Origin of the sequence: Bradyrhizobium sp. LA6.8, from assembly GCF_040547935.1 — a bacterium.
GTDB classification, from domain to species: domain Bacteria; phylum Pseudomonadota; class Alphaproteobacteria; order Rhizobiales; family Xanthobacteraceae; genus Bradyrhizobium; species Bradyrhizobium barranii.
The window spans coordinates 255449-272852 of record NZ_JBEPQQ010000009.1 but is presented as its reverse complement, the minus strand read 5'-3'; the positions used below and the strand labels follow the sequence as shown (position 1 = coordinate 272852).

14 protein-coding genes are annotated in these 17404 nt (G+C 65.3%); 6 read left to right on the top strand and 8 right to left on the bottom strand.

The features are described 5' to 3' along the window. Window positions 1-46: 46 nt before the first annotated feature. The 4 genes from ABIA90_RS35440 to ABIA90_RS35425 all read left to right on the top strand — a co-directional run bounded on the left by ABIA90_RS35440 (window position 47) and on the right by ABIA90_RS35425 (window position 5164). Window positions 47-1936: a sensor histidine kinase gene (locus tag ABIA90_RS35440; RefSeq protein WP_354120321.1), complete on the top strand. Its 1890-nt coding sequence runs from the start codon at window positions 47-49 to the stop codon at window positions 1934-1936. Window positions 1937-2077: 141 nt separating this feature from the next. Beyond that, window positions 2078-3799: a DUF3300 domain-containing protein gene (locus tag ABIA90_RS35435; protein WP_354120322.1), complete on the top strand. Its 1722-nt coding sequence runs from the start codon at window positions 2078-2080 to the stop codon at window positions 3797-3799. After that, a complete protein-coding gene (locus ABIA90_RS35430) occupies window positions 3796-4716 on the top strand; it encodes a DUF2950 domain-containing protein (RefSeq protein ID WP_247303613.1) in 921 nt (306 codons plus the stop codon). The genes ABIA90_RS35435 and ABIA90_RS35430 overlap by 4 nt, the downstream gene beginning before the upstream one ends. Next, entirely contained in the window at window positions 4700-5164 is a 465-nt protein-coding gene (locus ABIA90_RS35425) for a lipid-binding SYLF domain-containing protein (RefSeq protein WP_247303611.1), read from the top strand. Before ABIA90_RS35430 ends, ABIA90_RS35425 begins: the two co-directional genes overlap by 17 nt. A 17-nt stretch (window positions 5165-5181) precedes the next feature. Here the strand turns inward: ABIA90_RS35425 and ABIA90_RS35420 are convergent, their stop codons facing one another. Further along, window positions 5182-5571, bottom strand: a complete 390-nt coding sequence (locus ABIA90_RS35420) for a RidA family protein (protein ID WP_479711147.1) — start codon at window positions 5569-5571, stop codon at window positions 5182-5184. Window positions 5572-5838: 267 nt separating this feature from the next. On the opposite strand from ABIA90_RS35420, the gene ABIA90_RS35415 reads away from it, so the two are divergent. Then, complete coding sequence (locus tag ABIA90_RS35415) at window positions 5839-8160, top strand: molybdopterin guanine dinucleotide-containing S/N-oxide reductase (protein ID WP_354120323.1); 2322 nt, start codon at window positions 5839-5841, stop codon at window positions 8158-8160. A 304-nt stretch (window positions 8161-8464) separates the two neighbouring features. Here ABIA90_RS35415 and ABIA90_RS35410 read toward each other — a convergent pair whose 3' ends face one another. Next, on the bottom strand, window positions 8465-9442 hold the full coding sequence (locus tag ABIA90_RS35410) for a helix-turn-helix domain-containing protein (RefSeq protein ID WP_354120324.1): 978 nt from the start codon (window positions 9440-9442) through the stop codon (window positions 8465-8467). Between the two features lie 348 nt (window positions 9443-9790). Here ABIA90_RS35410 and ABIA90_RS35405 point away from each other — a divergent pair, with 348 nt between their 5' ends. Continuing rightward, complete coding sequence (locus ABIA90_RS35405; protein ID WP_354120325.1) at window positions 9791-12670, top strand: ATP-binding protein; 2880 nt, start codon at window positions 9791-9793, stop codon at window positions 12668-12670. 6 nt (window positions 12671-12676) lie between these two features. Here the strand turns inward: ABIA90_RS35405 and ABIA90_RS35400 are convergent, their stop codons facing one another. From ABIA90_RS35400 to ABIA90_RS35375, 6 genes are all read right to left on the bottom strand, one after another. Then, entirely contained in the window at window positions 12677-13396 is a 720-nt protein-coding gene (locus tag ABIA90_RS35400) for a hypothetical protein (RefSeq protein WP_354120326.1), read from the bottom strand. Window positions 13397-13502: 106 nt separating this feature from the next. After that, a complete protein-coding gene (locus ABIA90_RS35395) occupies window positions 13503-14546 on the bottom strand; it encodes an alpha/beta fold hydrolase (protein ID WP_354120327.1) in 1044 nt (347 codons plus the stop codon). A 38-nt stretch (window positions 14547-14584) separates the two neighbouring features. Next, window positions 14585-15541 (bottom strand): alpha/beta fold hydrolase, encoded by a 957-nt coding sequence (locus ABIA90_RS35390; protein WP_354120328.1) that lies wholly within the window; start codon window positions 15539-15541, stop codon window positions 14585-14587. A 46-nt stretch (window positions 15542-15587) separates the two neighbouring features. After that, window positions 15588-15749, bottom strand: a complete 162-nt coding sequence (locus tag ABIA90_RS35385; RefSeq protein ID WP_354120329.1) for a hypothetical protein — start codon at window positions 15747-15749, stop codon at window positions 15588-15590. Between the two features lie 30 nt (window positions 15750-15779). After that, window positions 15780-16478, bottom strand: coding sequence for a type 1 glutamine amidotransferase domain-containing protein (locus tag ABIA90_RS35380; protein WP_283017282.1), 699 nt, complete (start codon window positions 16476-16478; stop codon window positions 15780-15782). Between the two features lie 197 nt (window positions 16479-16675). Next, on the bottom strand, window positions 16676-17383 hold the full coding sequence (locus ABIA90_RS35375) for a hypothetical protein (RefSeq protein ID WP_354120330.1): 708 nt from the start codon (window positions 17381-17383) through the stop codon (window positions 16676-16678). Window positions 17384-17404 lie beyond the last annotated feature (21 nt).

The following is a 17404-nucleotide window of genomic DNA, read 5'->3' as shown; positions in this document are numbered from 1 at the left end:
GGTCCGGAGGCGCCGGAGAGCGGTCGAGGCGAAGGGGAACGGGCGCATGACCATGGCGTCGGTCAAGCAGTGGCTGGTTGCGGCCACGCTGTTGGGTCTCGGCTTGTTGCTCGCCGCGTGCATGCTGTCCGGGCCAGCGCGAGCCGCTGAGCCCGGCTCGGCTGCGCGCAGCGAGCCAAAGCGCGTGCTGATCCTGCACTCCTTCGGCCGCGAGTTTCGCCCCTGGAGTGAATATGCGCGGAGCATCAAGGTCGAGCTCGAGCGGCAATCGCCCTGGCCGCTCGACGTCCAGGAGCACGCGCTGCTCAGCGCGCGCTTCAACAATGCGGGCCCCGAAGCGCCCTTCGTCGAATATCTCGGTTCGCTCTACCATGACCAGCCGCCCGACATCGTGCTGAGCATCGGCGCACCCGCGGCGCGGTTCGTGCAGAGATACCGTGCGAAACTCTTTCCGGAAGCGCCGGCGGTGCTGACCGTGGTCGAACAACGGCTGGTGAACCGCCTGGATCTCACCGACAATGACGTGGTCGTGTCCGTCCGCAATGATTTCGTGGCGGCCTTCGAGAACATTCTCAAGGTCTTGCCCGATATCAAAACGGTTGCCGTTGTGATCGGCGCCTCGCCCCTCGAGAAATTCTGGATTGAGGAGGTGAAGCAGGAGTTGAAACCGCTGGAAGGCCGGCTCGACCTCGTCTGGTACCCCGACCTCCCGTTTGAGGAGATCCTGAAGCGCGCATCGGCGCTTCCACCGCACACGGCGCTGTTCTGGGGGCTGATGTCGGTCGATGCTGCCGGCATTGTCCACGAGGGCGATATCGCCCTGCACAGGCTGCATGCTGTCGCGAACGCGCCGATCTTCTCGTATCAGGAGCCTTTCTTCGGCAACGCCAGCGTCGGCGGGCCCATGCACTCCGTCGCCGAAACCAGTTCGAAGACCGTCAATGCCGCGATCCGCATCCTCGGCGGCGAGAAGCCGGCCCGCATCAAATACGAACCGATCGGATTCGGGTCGCCGAAATATGATTGGCGGGAATTGCAGCGCTGGGGGATCAGCGAGAGCAGTCTGCCGCCGGGCAGCGAAATCCTGTTTCGTGAGCCGACCGTCTGGGATCGCTACAGCTGGCAGATGCTGCTGATCGCGGCCGTGATTTTGATACAGGCCGGTTTCATCAGCGGGCTTCTGCACGAGCGCCATCGCCGTCAATTGGCCGAGATCGAGTCGCGACAGCGCCTGGCGGAACTCGCCCACGCCAATCGGTACTCGGCCGTCGGCGAGTTGACGACGTCGATTGCCCACGAGCTGAACCAGCCGCTCGGGTCCATTCTGACCAATGCCGAGACGGCGGAGCTCATGCTCAAAGCCACTGCACCCGACATCAACGAGATCCGCCAGATTCTAGCCGACATCAGGCGCGACGATCAGCGGGCGTCCGAGGTCATCCGCAGGCTTCGCAGTGTCCTGAAGAAGCGACCGTTTGAAATCAGGGACACCGAACTGAACGACACGGTACGGGAAGCCATTGGCCTGGTGACAGCCGTCGCCGACGGGCGCCGGATCACGCTGGGTTACGCGCCGGCCGCTGCGGAGCTGCACGTCAAGGGCGATCCCGTGCAGCTGCAGCAGGTCGTTCTCAACCTGATCATCAATGCGTTGGATGCGGTCTCCGACGCGGACATGAAGAAGCGCGAGGTCAGCGTATCGACCGGGCGCGCCGGAAGCCACGCCGAGATCCGGATCGCCGATACCGGTTCGGGCATTGCGGTCGGCGACCTCGCGAAAGTCTTCAATCCATTCTTCACGACCAAGCCTCAGGGCATGGGTATGGGGCTTGCAATCGTCAAGACCATCGTCGAGGCCCATCACGGCACCATAGCCGCCGAGAACCAGCCGTCTGGCGGTGCGCTGTTCACGATCAGGCTCCCGATCATCCACTAGCACGGACGTTTGGCGATCAGGCGGCGCGGCATTGCTCTCGCGCCGCAACAAGGCGGCGAAGCCGTCCTTCGTTGATCTTGATCAATAAACGCCAGTACCGCGGCCCGATCTTGGTGGTCGGAAAGTTCGATGGAGGATGGCATGTTTCGCTGCGGCAAGACCCTGTTGGCGCTTGCGCTCGTGGTTGCGATCCCGGTCGTCGCGACTGCTCAGACCGCCGACAAGCCGGCGGCCCCGAGCACGCAGGCGCAGCCGGCAAGTCCGCCGGCACCGGCCGCCGAGGTTCTGAAGCCCGAGCAGCTCGAGGCCCTGGTCGCGCCGATCGCACTCTATCCCGATGAGCTGCTTGCCAATCTGCTGGCTGCCTCGACCTATCCGCTCGAGGTGGTGCAGGCCGACCGCTGGCTGAAGGACCACACGAGCCTGAAGGGCGACGCGCTGAAGGCGGAGGTCGACAAGCAGGGCTGGGACGACAGCGTCAAGGCGCTCGCAAGCACGGCCGATGTTCTCTCCATGATGAGCGACAAGCTCGACTGGACCCAGAAGCTCGGCGATGCCTTTCTTGCGCAGCAGCCCGACGTGATGGATGCGATCCAGCGTCTGCGCAACAAGGCCTATGACAACAAGAAGCTGGTCACCACCAAGCAGCAGAAGGTCAGCGTCCAGAGCCAGGAAGGCAGGCAGGTCGTCGTCATACAGCAGGCCGATCCGGAGACGATGTACGTCCCCTATTACGATCCGGCGACGGTCTATGGCACCTGGCCCTATGCGGACTATCAGCCGTATTATTTCGGCTATCCATCCTATATCGGTGCTGGCGTGGTCGCTGCTGGCCTCGCCTTCGGCACGGCCTGGGCGATCGGGCGCTGGGGCAATTACTGGGGCGGCGGCGCCAACTGGGGTAACCGCAACGTCTACGTCAACCGTCGCACCACCAACATCAACAACGGCTGGCAGCACAATCCGGCGCATCGCCAGGGGGTGCGCTACAACAACGTCAATGTTCAGCAGCACTTCGGGAACAACAATATCAGGGCTGGCGCGTCGGACCGGATGGACTTCCGCGGCCGCGATGGAAACCAGGTGCTGCGTCCGAACCAGGGTGCGGGAGATCGGGCGGGAGATCGCGCCGGCGACCGTGCCGGTGATCGTGGCGGTCCGGGTGATCGTGCAGGAGATCGTGCTGGTGATCGCGGTGATCGTGCCGGCAATCGCGGCGACCGGCCCGGCGGCGGCGATCGCGCTGGCGCGGGAGATCGTGCCAAGGGTGGTGGAGATCGCGCCAAGAATGCAGGCAAGAATGCAGGTAAGGGCGGCGGCGATCGTGCAAAGGCTGCCAACCGTGCCGGCGGCGGCGCTGCCGCCAATCGTGGCGGTGGCGGCAATCGCGGCGGCGCGATGAACGTCTCCTCCGGTCGGGCGGCGGCCGCAGCATCGGCGCGCGGACGCTCCAGCATGGCGAGCATGCCGCGCGGTGGTGGCGGCGGGGGCTATGCCGGGCGCGGCGGCGGTGGCGGAATGGCCATGCATGGTGGTGGTGGCGGCTTCCGTGGTGGAGGCGGCGGAGGAGGCCGCGGCGGTGGCGGCGGTGGCCGGCGCTCCGACATCGCGCTGAAGCACGACATCACGCTGCTCGGCCATCTCTCTAACGGCCTCGGCTATTATCGCTTCAGCTACATCGGCAGCGACAAGGCCTATGTCGGCGTGATGGCGCAGGAGGTGGAGCAGGTGATGCCTGACGCCGTGACGCGCGGCAGCGATGGTTATCTGCGCGTCTATTATGAAAAGCTTGGCCTGACATTCCGCACCTACCGCGATTGGCTCGCCGACGGCGCGAAGATCCCTGCGGAGGTGACGCCATGATCGGCCTGAAATCGCTCCATCGCGCGATCCTGGCGGGCGTGGTGGCGCTCGCCATGCTTGGCTCGGCGGCACAGGCACAGCAATCCTACAAGACACCGGAGGATGCGGCCGCCGCGCTCGCGGCCGCAGTCAAAAGCGGGCCGGGCGACATTCTGAAGGTGCTCGGCAGGGCCGCCGAGGATATCGTCTCGTCCGGTGACGAGGTCGCCGACAACGACATCCGTCAGCGCTTCACGTCGATGTACGACGCCAAGCACGGCATCAAGGCGGAGGGCAACAAGACCGCGACCTTGATACTGGGGCCGGACGATTTCCCGTTCCCGATTCCGCTGCTCAACACCAAGACAGGCTGGGCGTTCGACACCGACGAGGGGCGGATCGAGGTGCTTCGCCGCCGCATCGGCCGCAACGAGCTCGACGCGATCCAGACCGCGCTCGCCTATGTCGATGCCCAGAATGAATACGCCGACAAGGATCGCGGCGAGGGCGCCGGTGTCTACGCGCAACGCTTCCTTTCCACGCCCGGCAAGAAGGACGGCCTGTTCTGGCGTGACGACAGTGATCCGAGCCCGCTCGGCGCACTGGTCGCGGAGGCCTCGGCCGAAGGCTACAAGCAAGGCACAGGCGAGGGACCCGCGCCTTATCACGGCTACTACTTCCGAATACTGAAAGGCCAGGGTTCCGACGCGCCCGGTGGCGCGCTCAACTACGTCGTCAAAGGCAAGATGATCGGGGGCTTCGGACTGATCGCCTGGCCCGCCGAATACGGCAATTCCGGCGTGATGACCTTTCTCGTCAATCATGCCGGCACCGTCTACCAGAAGGACCTCGGCAACCGCACGGCGGTCATCGCCGAGCGCACCACGCTGTTCGATCCCGACCAGACCTGGAAGAAGGTCGATGCCGCGAAGCCATAAACCGGAACGCATGCGGCGCGCGATCGCAATCGGCTTTACGGCGCTCGTGGTGCTCCTGCTCGCGATGCCGGCCACGCCGTCGTTCGCGCAAGCGAGCGGCCATGTCCAGGTGAGGTTCGTCAAGGCTGGCCTGCTGGTCGGAGGCGGCACCGGCAGTGGTGTGCTGAACTACCGTGGTCGGAACTATCCCTTCAAGGTCTCCGGCTTGAGCGTCGGCATCACGGCCGGTGCGACCGTCGGCAGATTTGATGGCCGGGCATCAGGCATTCGCGATGTCGGCGACTTCGTCGGCAGCTATAGCTCCGTCGGCGGCGGCTTCGCACTCGTCGGCGGCGTCAACGGCGCCCATCTGCGCAACGAAAAGGGCGTGACGATCGTGCTGCAAGGCCCGAAGGCCGGACTTGAGCTCGCCTCCAACATCAGTGCGATCACGATCGCCTGGAAGTGAGCGCCTCGAGCCTGGGGTTACCGGGCCGCGATGGCAGTCATCTCGAGTTTGACGCCCGGACCGAGATCGGCCACGCCGATCGCAGCGCGCGCCGGCAGGTGAGCTTCCGCAAAGTGCGCCTTCCAGGCCGCATTGAACTCCGCCTTCTCCTTCAGGTTGGTCATGAAGATGGTCACCTGCAAGACGTTGGCGAGATCGGAGCCGAGCGTCTTCAACAGGCGCGCCAGCTGCCCGAGGACGTCGTTGGCCTGGCCCGACATATCGAGGCTGGTGTCCTCGGGGACGATCCCGCCGATGTAAAGCACGCCATTATGCTCGACCACTTCGTGGAGGAGTCCTTCGTAGGGCAAGACGCGCTGGATCATGATGAGACCGATGTTGCTGTGGGGATGGGCGGCATATCGCACATTTCCATATCGATGTCGTTTGAAGAGATTTCGCGACCGGGGCGTCCCGAAGGTCATCCAACAAGATATTGAAAATAAAGAATAAATTGGCTTAAGAATCGCCGCTCGTCGCGCGGTCGGACGGTCACCAAGCTGTACTTGCGCGCGGGAGCCCGGCGCTTCCGACGGCCCTGATCCCGACGACATCGGGATGCGGATCGGTATACTGCCACCGGAATCGACGCGGCAGCGGCTGGGCCCGTGCCGTACCGGAACAAGGATCAGACGATGGACGATACGATTGGCTTTCCCGACCCCGGCCTCGACCTGTCTGACGGCTTCAAGCCCCACACCTCGCATTGGGGCGTGTTTTCCGCGCGTCAAAGCGAAGCCGGACTCGAGGTCAGGGCCTATGCGGGCGACCCCGATCCGAACGGCATCATCGGCAATTTCCCCGGCGCGCTGCGGCATCAGGCGCGCATCGCCCAGCCGGCGATCCGCCGCGGCTGGCTCGAGCGCGGACCTGGCCCGGACGATCGCCGCGGCCGCGATGAGTTCGTCTCCGTCAGTTGGGAGAAGGCGCTCGATCTGCTCGGCGACGAGCTCGGCCGCATCCGCGACACGCGCGGCCCCGGCGCCGTGTTCGGCGGCTCCTACGGCTGGTCGAGCGCGGGCCGCTTCCATCATGCCCAGAGCCAGGTGCATCGCTTCCTCAACATCGCGATGGGCGGCTATGTGCGCTCGGTGAATACCTATTCCTCGGGCGCGTCCTCGGTGCTGCTGCCGCAGATCCTTGCGGGCTACGAGGACATCACCAAGCGCAACGTCACCTGGGAGCAGATTGCCGAGAACACCGACATCGTGCTGGCGTTCGGCGGCATGGCGCTGAAGAACTCCATGGTGGCCGGCGGCTCGATCAGCAAGCATGTCGAGCGCGGCGCCATGGAAGCCGCGCGCCGGCGCGGCTGCGCGTTCATCCTGGTCAGCCCGCTGCGCGACGATCTTCCCGTCGAGGCCGGCGCCGAATGGATGACGTGCCTGCCCGGCACCGACACCGCCCTGATGCTCGGCATCGTCCACACACTTGTGAGCGAAGGTCTGCACGACCAGGCCTTCCTCGATCGCTACACCGAAGGCTGGCCCGTGTTCCTGCGCTATCTCAATGGCGAGAGCGACGGGCAGGCCAAGCATGCCGAATGGGCCGCCGCGATTTGCGGTGTCGATGCGGACGCGATCCGCGAGCTCGCGCGCCGCGCCGCCGGAAAGCGTGCGCTGATCACCGTTTCGCATTCGCTCCAGCGCGCCGAGCATGGCGAGCAGCCGGTGTGGATGGGCATGGTGCTCGCAGCAGCGCTCGGCCAGATCGGCCTTCCTGGCGGCGGCTATGCTTATTCGCTCGGCGCGATCGGCTATTACGGCCGCCGTGTCAACGACGTGCCGGGACCGACGCTGGGGCAGGGCCGCAACGGCGTGCGCGATTTCATTCCGGTCGCGCGCATCGCCGACATGCTGCTCAATCCCGGCACGACCTATCGCTACAATGGCGAGACGCGTACCTATCCGGACATCCGCCTCGTCTACTGGGCCGGCGGCAATCCCTTCCATCACCATCAGGACATCAACCGCTTGCGCAAGGCTTTTGCGCAGCTCGATACGTTCGTCGTGCACGAGCTCGCCTGGACCGCGACGGCGCGGCACGCGGACATCGTGCTGCCCTCGACCATGACGCTGGAGCGCGAGGATATCGGCTATTCGACCAACGATCCCCTGATGGTCGCGATGCACCAGATCGCCGAGCCCTTCGGCCTTGCGCGTGACGATTACGACATCTTTGCCGATCTCGCCGAGCGCCTGGGTGCGCGCGAACCTTTCACCGAAGGGCGCACGTCGCGGCAGTGGCTCGAACATCTGTACGAGCCGACGCGTGCCTCGCTTCAAGCGCGTGGCCTCGAGGCGCCTGATTTCGACGAACTCTGGCGGCGCGGCAGCCTGGTCGTGCCGCAACAGCCCGACGACGGCGGCCGGCTGCGCGGCTTTCGCGAGGATCCGGCCTATCATCCGCTGCCGACGCCGAGCGGGCGCATCGAGATCTATTCAGCCAAGATCGCTGCGCACGGCGATGCCGATTGCCCCGGCCATCCGGTCTGGCTCGACAAGACCGACATGCCGAAACCCGGCGCGCCGTGCTTCCTCGTCGCCAACCAGCCGGTGACGCGCCTGCACAGCCAGCTCGACTTCGGCGGCCATTCGCTGGGCGCGAAGCATCGCGGCCGCGAGGTGGCGCGCATGAATCCACGCGATGCCGATGCACGCGGAATCAAGGACGGCGACATCATCCGACTGTTCAACGAGCGCGGCGCCTGTCTCGCCGCCGTCCACGTCACCGACGGCATTGCGGCCGGCGTCGTGCAGCTTCCGACCGGCGCGTGGTACGACCCGATGGACCCCGAGGACGAAGCGCCGCTCTGCGTTCACGGCAATCCCAACGTGCTCACCCGCGACATCGGCACCTCGTCCTTCGCGCAGGGCTGCACCGGCCAGCTCACGACGGTCGAGGTGGAGAAGTTCACCGGCAATCTGCCGCCGATCCGCGCGTTCGATCCGGTGTAGGCGCGTCGCTGCTGCGGCCGTATTGCGAAGGCGCCGAATTACGCTGCGCTCGAGAGGCAGAAAGAAAAGGGGCCGCCCTGTGTGGGCGCAGGGACGGCCCCGAGTGGCTCGCAGGCCCGGGAGGAAAAGGGCTCGAGCCGGCGTGAGTGGCAGGGCACTCACGCCTAGGAAATCGCAAACCGGTCGAAGTACAGATGGCGTGATGCCAAGTGCCTTGATCTTAAGTCGCTTGATTCCAAATCCCTTGATTCCAAGTCCCTTGATTCCAGTTCCCTCGATCCCAATTCGCCTGCCGCCGCACGAACTACGCCGCTGCGCCGACCATCCAGTCCATGTCCGCGGCAGGGCGCCGCCGCGGAAGCGCCTCCGTAGCAGGCAGCACAGTCCTGCTGGCCAGACGCCAGCGTGCCGGTGACTCGCCGCTGATGCGCTTGAACACGGTCGAAAAATGCGCCTGGGTGCTGAAGCCGACGGCAAGCGCGATCTCCGCCAGCGGCCGCTCGGTCGTCGTGAGCAAGGTCTTCGCACGCTCGACGCGATGATTGAGCAGATATTCGCGTGGACGGTAGCCGGTCGCGGCGCGGAACTGTGCCGCGAAATGCATCCTCGAGAGGCCCGCGACATTGGCGAGCTCAGACAGACTGATGCAGCGATCAAAGTGATCGGCGATATATTGCTCGACGCGCCGTAGCCGCCATTTCGGCAAGGCATTGACTTTTGAGCGTGGCAGCTCAAGCCGGGTCAGATGCATCGCAAGGGTCTCGCCGATGCAGCGCGCGAACTGCTGGTCCGCGGTATCGCCATGCTCGGTCAGTGCCTTCGCGAGCTCGGCTGCGAGCGGGTCGCGCAGCAGGACGAGGTCGTTGAGGCCCTCGGTCGCCGGCCGCGCCGCCGAAAAATGATCGGTCGAGATGTGGAAGTGCAGGAAAGCGCAGGGCGACTGGAATTGCACGCCGAGAAGCTTCGATGGCGCACTGACGTACAGCGTGCCCGCGGGCATGGTGCCGTCGAAGATGATCTGACGGTCCCGCGTCAGCTTTACCCGAGCGGTCTTCAGCGCGATGGCGACGAAATAGCGGTCCGCCGGCGTCGTAGCTTCGTGCGACGAGATGGCCCGAGAGTCCTCCCATCGCGAAATCGTGATGTCCGTGTCCAGGCCGCGGTCGATGTTGCGCCATCCGCTTTCCTGCGCGATTGCTCGCATCCCGTGCGAAGCCTCGCGATCACACCGGCTGGCGGGAAATTCGATCCAGGCATGCGCTGCTTGCAAGTCATTGAACATCGCTCGTCCTCTCCTGGCCTCGTCGCCGCTTGCAGCGATCGGCCAACTCTCAGTGCTTTCCACGATCAGAGGATAGGCGTGAGCCAGGCAAGAAGCCCGTTAGTGATGATTAGGAGGTGTTAGATTTTGTGCGAGCGCATGAAGTGTGACAGCCCGCCGCAGGACGTTTGATTTTGTCCAGCATTTCAATTATTTGCGCAGATCGGTGCGGTGTGAGTTCATTGCAGAACATCGCGCTGCGATCGATGTGCCGGTATGAGGCCGGCGCGGTGCCTCGCTGGACCGCGCATCGACGGCGGGTATAGTCGCCGCGCATTTGAATGAAATGGCTGTCAAGATGAGTCAGAAGTGACCGAACCCCCGGCAGGACATGGCTCGCCCGGCAATGGCGCCGGGGCGAGCCTTGATTTCGACGCAGTCTCGTTCGGACCGTTTTCGCTGCGGTCGCGGTTGCTCGAGAGGGACGGGGCGCCGGTCAAGCTCGGCAGCCGCGCAATGGACATTCTGCGCCTGCTCCTCAGCCGTGCCGGCGAAGTGGTGCCGAAGAACGAGATTCTGAGCTACGCGTGGTCCGGCCTCGCGGTCGAGGAGATCAGCCTGCGCGTCCATGTCGCGGAGCTGCGCAAGGTGCTTGGCGACGGCAAGGACGGGGCTCGCTACATCACCAACGTCCCGAGCCGCGGCTATTGCTTCGTCGCGCCTGTGCAACGTGGCGAACGCAACGCCACTCCGGCACTCGCGCCGCGTGCACCTGAAAGAACGGTGCCGCCTGCGGCCTTGCCACACCGGCTGGACCGGATGATCGGTCGGGACGATGTGCTGCCCGAGTTGTCGGCGCGTCTGCTGAGCGACCGCTTCGTCACGCTGCGAGGACCGGGCGGCATCGGCAAGACCACGGTTGCGACCGCGCTCGCGCATGACATGTGGCAGGCATTCGAGGGCCACGTTCATTTCCTCGAATTCGGCCCACTGAAGGACGCCACGCTGGTCGCGAGCACGGTTGCCGCCGCTCTGGGCCTCGTCGTGCATCACGATGATCCCTCAGGCAGCATAGTCAATTTTCTGCGCGGACGGCGGCTGCTTCTTATCCTCGACAGCTGCGAGCACGTCATCGACGAGGTCGCTCGTTTGGCCGAAAACATCTATCGCGAAGCGCCGGGCATCGCCATTCTCGCCACCAGCCGCGAGTCGCTGCTGGTGGAAGGCGAGCAGATCTTCGAGCTCGTTCCGCTGGCCGGCCCGCCGCAAGGGGCGCGCCTCAGCGCCGGTGAAGTGCTGGATTATCCGGCCGCGCAGCTGTTCATCGATCGTGCCGCGGCCGCAGGCCATCGCGGCGATATCACGGACGACGATGCCGAGGTCCTGGCCGAGATCTGCGGCAAGCTCGATGGTATCGCGCTCGCGATCGAGCTCGCCGCCGTGCGCGTCGGCGTCTACGGATTGCGGGAGATGGCCGCGCTGCTCGACTCCAGGCTCAAGCTCGAATGGCGCGGACGGCGAACGGCGCCGCCACGGCAGCAGACGCTCGGCGCGACGCTCGACTGGAGTTTTGGCCTGATCGGCGAGAGCGAACGCACAGTGCTTCAGCGACTCGCCATCTTCGCCGGCTCCTTCACGCTCAAGGGCGCGATCGCAGTCGCCGCGGATGAGGGTGCCGCGGCCGATCGCGTCGTCGATGCGCTGGAACAGCTCGTGGCCAAGTCGCTGGTGTCGGCGCAGCCCGATGGCGCATCGCGGCGCTATCGCCTGCTGGATGCCACGCGCGCCTATGCCATGCAGAAGCTGGTCGACGCAGGCGAAGCGGTGGCGATCGCGCGCCGTCACACGGTATATATTCAGCGCACGCTCGAAGCCGGCATGGCGGAGCAGGGCGGCGACCCGGCTTCGCGCCTGCAGGCGCGGGCGAGCCTGCTCGCAGATGCCCGTGCGGCGTTGGAATGGAGTTTTGCCAACCACGACGGTGCCGCCTTGCGCGTGCCGCTCGCCGGCAGCGCCGCAAGGCTGTTCGTCGAGCTCAACCTGCTGAACGAGGCGCGCATCTGGTCGGGCCGCGCGCTCGCGATGCTCGACGATGCCAACCAGGGCGGCAAATGGGAGCTCGAGCTGCAGTCGACGCTTGGCCACGCCTTCATGTTCACGGAGCGCAACAGCGAGCAGGCCGAGGCCGCACTCCGGCGCGGGCTGGAGATCGCCGAAGCGCTCGACGATCACGCCAATGCGTTCAGGCTGCTGTCGCGGTTGAACATGTTCTATCGCCGCACGGGCGACTACAGGCACCTCGTGCCGACCGCACGCCAGGCCGAGCGCATCGCCCGCCAGATCGGCGACACCGCGGGGATCGCAGGCAGCAAGGCGCTTCTCGGCGTGTCCTATCATCTCGCCGGCGACCAGGCCGAGGCGCAGGCCCATCTCGATGAAGGCGTGCGCGACGACGCCGCGCTGCGCGGGACGGAGCCCGGGCATTTCGCCTATTCGCGCACGCCGCAGATTCCGCTCGCGCGGGTGCTGTGGTTGCGCGGCTTCCCCGACCGCGCACTCGATTGCGTCCGCCCGCTCGTCGGCGCCGCCGCGCCGCGTGATGTGGTGATGCATTGCATCGCGCTGTGCTGGTCATCCTCGGTGTTCGGCTGGGTCGGCGACTGGGCCGCCGTCGAGACGATGACGGGGCGCCTCGCGACCCATGCGAATTTGCACGGGCTCGCGCCGTACGAAGCCGTCGCGACCGGCTTTCGCGCGCAGACCATAATCGCCCGCGGCGAGCTGGCCGGCGGTGTCGATCTGCTGCGGAGCGCGCTGCCGCGCCTGCATGCGGATCGCTACGAGCTCTACGCATCCGCGTTCGCCGCGGATCTGTCGCAAGGACTGGCGGCGCTGGGACGGTTGACGGAAGGGCTGCAAGTCCTGCATGAGACGATCGCTCGCGTCGAGCAGGGCGGCGGAGGTTTTGACATGCCCGAGCTCCTGCGCCGGCGCGGCGACCTCGAGGCGCGCACCGGTGATCTCGGTGCCGCCGAAGCGAGCTTTGCCGTATCGCTCGCGCTGGCCGAGCAGCAGGGCGCGCTGTCCTGGCGGTTGCGGACGGAGATGTCGCTCGCGGCGCTTCGGCTTCGGCAGGGCGTCAAGAATCCGCTCGACGATCTCGCCGCAACCTATGCCCGGTTCTCGGAGGGATTCGAGACAGCGGATTTGAAGGCAGCGCGGCTCCTGCTGGACGAGGCATCTGCCTGACAAGGCTCAGTCGAACCGGAAATCCGTAAGATCGATCGACACCATCAGCTCATCACGCAGCGGCATCAGATCGTCGCCGCGCAGATAGATGCGCCGGCGGCTCGGGAGCTTGAAGCCGTCGACGGTGACGGGATCCGATACGTACTGAGCTGCCGGAAAATTGCCGGCGATCTCGACCCGGTAATCATGCCGGCGGATCAGCATGTCGGGGCCAAAATAGAAATCTTGCTCGGCGCTGTGGCTTGCGATCACGGCCGGGAACGTCGCCCGCAATCCGCGCCAGACCTCCGCGCCCTCGCGCCAGGGCGCGATCTCCCGGACCTCGAACCCGTCCGCCGCCAGCAGGAACGGCGCAGTCATGTAGGTCCAGAGCGCATAGCCGTTGAAATAGGCGCGATGCAGCGGATCCCAATGCGTGCGCATATCGTGCCGCGCGAACGAGCCGCGCGGATTGTTGCGCTCCGCGACGATGCGGCCGTCCGCAGCCACGATGGCAATCCGCTCCGGGCTGAAGTCGGTGCGCTGGCCGGGCTTGCCGAACGGCTCCACCGAAGCCCGCTCACGATGCAGCTCGATCCGCATCGTGCGCGGCGCATGGTCCTGATCGACGCCCTTCAATATCCAGAGGTCGCCGCCGGTCACGATCGTGGCGGTGAGGCGCTCATGGGCATTCCATCGATCGAGCCCGCCATGGGCCTCGATCGCATTCGCCAGCAGCGGAATCATCCGGCTGTTTTCCTCTCGCATCGGTGGTGTCGCCCCAATAGAGATACCCCCGTGCGCAGACGACCGCCCGTTAAGCGTTGTTAAGTGCCGTTGGCAGGCCCGGCGCCTAGGCTTCGGCCATGACGTCCAGCACCGCGTCGGCAAAGGCCTTCGGCGCCTCTTGCGGTAGATTATGGCCGATACCGCCCTTGATGGTCCGGTGCGAATAACGCCCGGAGAATTTCTTCGCGTAAGCGGACGGCTCCGGATGCGGCGCCCCGTTGGCGTCACCCTCCATGGTGATGGTGGGCACGGCGATCATGGGCGCCTGCGCCAATCTCGCCTCGTCGTCGGCATATTTCGCTTCGCCTTCGGCTAGGTCCAGCCGCCAGCGATAATTGTGGATTACGATCGCTACATGATCCGGATTGTCGAACGCCTTCGCGCTGCGATCGAAAGTGGAATCGTCGAAATGCCATTGGGGCGAAGCGAGCTGCCAGATCAGCTTCGAGAAATCGTGGCGGTACTTGTCGTAGCCCTCGCGGCCGCGCTCGGTCGCGAAATAGAACTGGTACCACCATTGCAGCTCGGCCTTCGGCGGAAGCGGCATCTTGCCGGCCTGCTGGCTGCCGATCAGGTAGCCGCTCACCGAGACCATCGCCTTGACCCGTTCCGGCCGGAGCGCGGCAATGATGTTGGCGGTGCGCGCACCCCAGTCGAAGCCGGCAATCGTCGCCTTGTCGATTCCGAGCGCGTCCATCAGGGCGACGATGTCGGCCGCGATCGCCGCCGGCTGCCCGTTCCGCATCGTCGAGTCAGAGAGGAAACGCGTGCTGCCGTAGCCGCGCAGGTAAGGCACGATCACCCGACGGCCGGCCGCGGCGAGCAGCGGTGCGACATCGACGAAGGCGTAGATGTCATAGGGCCAGCCATGCAGCAGGATCACGGGCGGGCCATCCGCGGGACCCGCCTCGGCATAGCCGACATTGAGGAGGCCGGCGTCGACCTGTTTCAGGGACGCGAACGCGGTGTTGGCGCCGGGCTTGACGACGGTGGCGGACTTCGCCGGCTTCGCCGTGGCCGTCGTGCTCAGCGCAAGCTGGGTCGCGGCAAGCGCCATCGCAGCCCTGCCGACGAAACGACGTCGTTCGTGGCTGATGTTATCGGTCATATGTGCCTCCTGTGGTCAGTGCATTGTGCGAGTCGCCGTCAGCCCTTGTGCCCATCCAGACGCGCAAGGAAGTCGCGAACCAGCGTGGCGATCTCGTCGGTCGCCTCGTCGAGCGCGAAATGGCCGGCTTCGAGGATGTGGACCTCCGCATCCGGCACATCGTCGCGATAGGCCGAAGCGCCGGCGACGGCGAAGGACGGATCGTACTTGCCCCAGACCACCAGCGTCGGCGGCCGCGTCTTGCGCAGCCACTCCTGCCATTTCGGATAGGAGGCCACGTTGGTCCGGTAATCCAGGAACAGCGTAGTCTGGATCTCGGCCTCGCCGGGACGCGTCAGGAACGCGTATTCGTCGGTCCAGCTATCGGGGTCGTAGCGCTCGGGGTGCGGGCTGGAGCCGAGGTGCCGCTGGCGCGTCGCGGCCAAGGATGTGAAGTTGGCCTTGAGCGCCTCGAGCTCATGCGCCGGATCGGCCCAATATCTGCGACGCGCTTCCCAGAGCGGGCTCAAGCCTTGCTCATGCGAAACGGCATTCTGGATCATGATGGCGCGAACGCGCTCTGGATGCGCCAGCGCCATGCGGAAGCCGACCGGGCCGCCATAGTCCTGCATGAACAGCACGTAGTTGGTCAGGCCGAGCTTGTTCGTCAGCTCGCCCATCACGCCGGCGATGTTGTCAAAAATGTAGGTGAAGTCGGACGGCGGCGGCGCGCTGCTGTTGCCGAAGCCGGGATAATCAGGCGCGATCAGGTGATATTTGTCCGCGAGCAGCGGCAGCAGAGGCTCCCACATCCGCGACGAGGAGGGAAAGCCGTGCAGCAGCAGTACGGTCGGCGCGTCGGCGGGCCCGGCCTCGCGGTAGAAGATGTTGAGACCCCCGATATCGATCGTGTGATAGCTGATCGAGCGTCGGCTCGACCGCAGATCCTGTGCCGAGGCCTGCACGGTGGTGCAGGCGAGGGCGGCTGCGAGGGCGAGGGTGGCTGGAATGTTCATGTCATCGCTCCGATGTGGGCGTGTCGCGTCGAGACGTGCCGGCGCGTCATGCGCCGGCAACCGCTCTGACGGGATTGAGCGGCAGGCTGCCACCGTGATCACTGTTGTGCGCGGCAGCTTTCGATCGCCGGATCACATTCGTAAGCTCCGGCGTAAAGCTTTCGTCATCGTCCTCGATGTGTCCGGTCAGTGCCGGGGCGGTGCTCATTGATGAGCACCGCTCCGATGCGAGTCTGACTTACGCGGCCGACTTCGCCTTCTTGGCGAGGGCGGCGAGCAGCGTCTGCGCGGCCGGGCCGGAGGAGTGCGGATTCTGTCCCGTGATGAGCTGGCCCGCGCTGACGACGTGTACGCCCCAGTTCGCCGTTTTCGAGAAGACCGCGCCGAGCTTCAACATCTCGTCCTCCACGAGGAACGGCACGACATGGGTCAGGCCCACGTCCTCTTCCTCGCCATTGGTGAAGCCGGTCACTTCCTTGCCCTCGACCAAAGGCTTGCCATCGGGCGTCTTGACGTGGCGCAGCGCACCGGTCGAGTGACACACCACCGCGATGGTCTTGCCGGCGGCGAGGAAGGATTCGATCAGCTTGACCGAGTCCTTGTCTTCGGCGAGGTCCCACATCGGGCCGTGACCGCCGGGATAGAACAGCGTGTCGAAGTCTTCCTGCTTGACGCTGTCGAGGCGCACCGTCTTGTCGAGCTGGGCTTCAGCGGCAGCGTCCGCCTCGAAGCGCAGCGTCAGGTCAGTGCGGAACTCGGGCTCGTTGCTCTTGGGATCGAGTGGCGGCCGGCCGCCCTTGGGCGAAGCCAGCGTGATCTCCGCGCCGGAATCCTTGAACACGTAGTAGGGGGCGGCGAGCTCCTCGAGCCAGAACCCGGTCTTGCGTCCGGTGTTGCCGAGCTGGTCGTGGGAGGTGATAACCATAAGAATCTTCATGACGATCTCCTTGAGTGCGTTCGCTGCAATGACGCATTCCCTCGTGGTGGAGGTGCACCGGCCTCGGTCTCGTTCGAGCACGACGCTTGTTCGTTGCTCGTGAGCCCAATGTTGCACCCAAGGCCGCGTGTTAGCTCGTTATGTATTGTTAGGCGTTGAGAGCAGTGAACGGTTCCCGCTCTCGCGCGTCGCCACCGCTACTCGAACACGGCGTCGAAGATCTCGACGTCCATCAGCACGGGCCTGGCGATCACGCTTCCATCAGGCCGCAGCGTCTGCACACGCCGCAATGTCGGCACGACGATGCCGCCGAAGCTGTCATGGGCCCAGGAATAATGTGCGACCTTGTTTCCGAACAGATCGTGATCCGTCCGCCGTTGCAGGGCGTTCTCGTCGAAGTAGAAGATCTGCTCGGGCGCGAGCGTGATCAGGTTCGGCGGGAACTGCGCGCGCAGCCGCCGCCACGTGTCAGCGTTTTCGCGCCACGGCGGAAGCTCCTCCGTGACGACGTCGGGATGGGCGAGCAGAAATGGGTTGGTCAGATAATTCCAGATCGCAACGCCGCAGAAGAAGACGAGGTGCAGTTCGTCCGCGAGCGCAGGAGAGCCGGTCTCGGGAAATGCAGGGCTCGGGTTATCCCATGTGCGCAGGACCTCACCCTCGAGGCTCTCGATTGTGATCGCGTCGGGTTGAAAGCAGCCGGAGTGTTCACCCCCGGTAATGCCGGTGAAGCGGACCGACTGGGCGCGGGTCGAGCCCTCCGCCGTCACGTCCTTGAATTCGCTGGCATGTCCGGCGCTGGAGAACAACGAGCCGCCGACGGAAAGGTGGAGCGTGAATTGGGTCAAGCTATTCCAGCGGGCCATACCGCCGCTGGCATCAATTACATCGTCAAGAAGCGCCATATCCCGCCATATCCACCGTGA

Coding starts and splice junctions, on each gene's coding strand:
- ABIA90_RS35440 (WP_354120321.1), top strand. CDS start 47: ATGACCATGGCGTCGGTCAAGCAGTGGCTGGTTGCGGCCACGCTGTTG.
- ABIA90_RS35435 (WP_354120322.1), top strand. CDS start 2,078: ATGTTTCGCTGCGGCAAGACCCTGTTGGCGCTTGCGCTCGTGGTTGCG.
- ABIA90_RS35430 (WP_247303613.1), top strand. CDS start 3,796: ATGATCGGCCTGAAATCGCTCCATCGCGCGATCCTGGCGGGCGTGGTG.
- ABIA90_RS35425 (WP_247303611.1), top strand. CDS start 4,700: ATGCCGCGAAGCCATAAACCGGAACGCATGCGGCGCGCGATCGCAATC.
- ABIA90_RS35415 (WP_354120323.1), top strand. CDS start 5,839: ATGGACGATACGATTGGCTTTCCCGACCCCGGCCTCGACCTGTCTGAC.
- ABIA90_RS35410 (WP_354120324.1), bottom strand. CDS start 9,442: ATGTTCAATGACTTGCAAGCAGCGCATGCCTGGATCGAATTTCCCGCC.
- ABIA90_RS35400 (WP_354120326.1), bottom strand. CDS start 13,396: ATGATTCCGCTGCTGGCGAATGCGATCGAGGCCCATGGCGGGCTCGAT.
- ABIA90_RS35395 (WP_354120327.1), bottom strand. CDS start 14,546: ATGACCGATAACATCAGCCACGAACGACGTCGTTTCGTCGGCAGGGCT.
- ABIA90_RS35390 (WP_354120328.1), bottom strand. CDS start 15,541: ATGAACATTCCAGCCACCCTCGCCCTCGCAGCCGCCCTCGCCTGCACC.
- ABIA90_RS35385 (WP_354120329.1), bottom strand. CDS start 15,749: ATGAGCACCGCCCCGGCACTGACCGGACACATCGAGGACGATGACGAA.
- ABIA90_RS35380 (WP_283017282.1), bottom strand. CDS start 16,478: ATGAAGATTCTTATGGTTATCACCTCCCACGACCAGCTCGGCAACACC.
- ABIA90_RS35375 (WP_354120330.1), bottom strand. CDS start 17,383: ATGGCGCTTCTTGACGATGTAATTGATGCCAGCGGCGGTATGGCCCGC.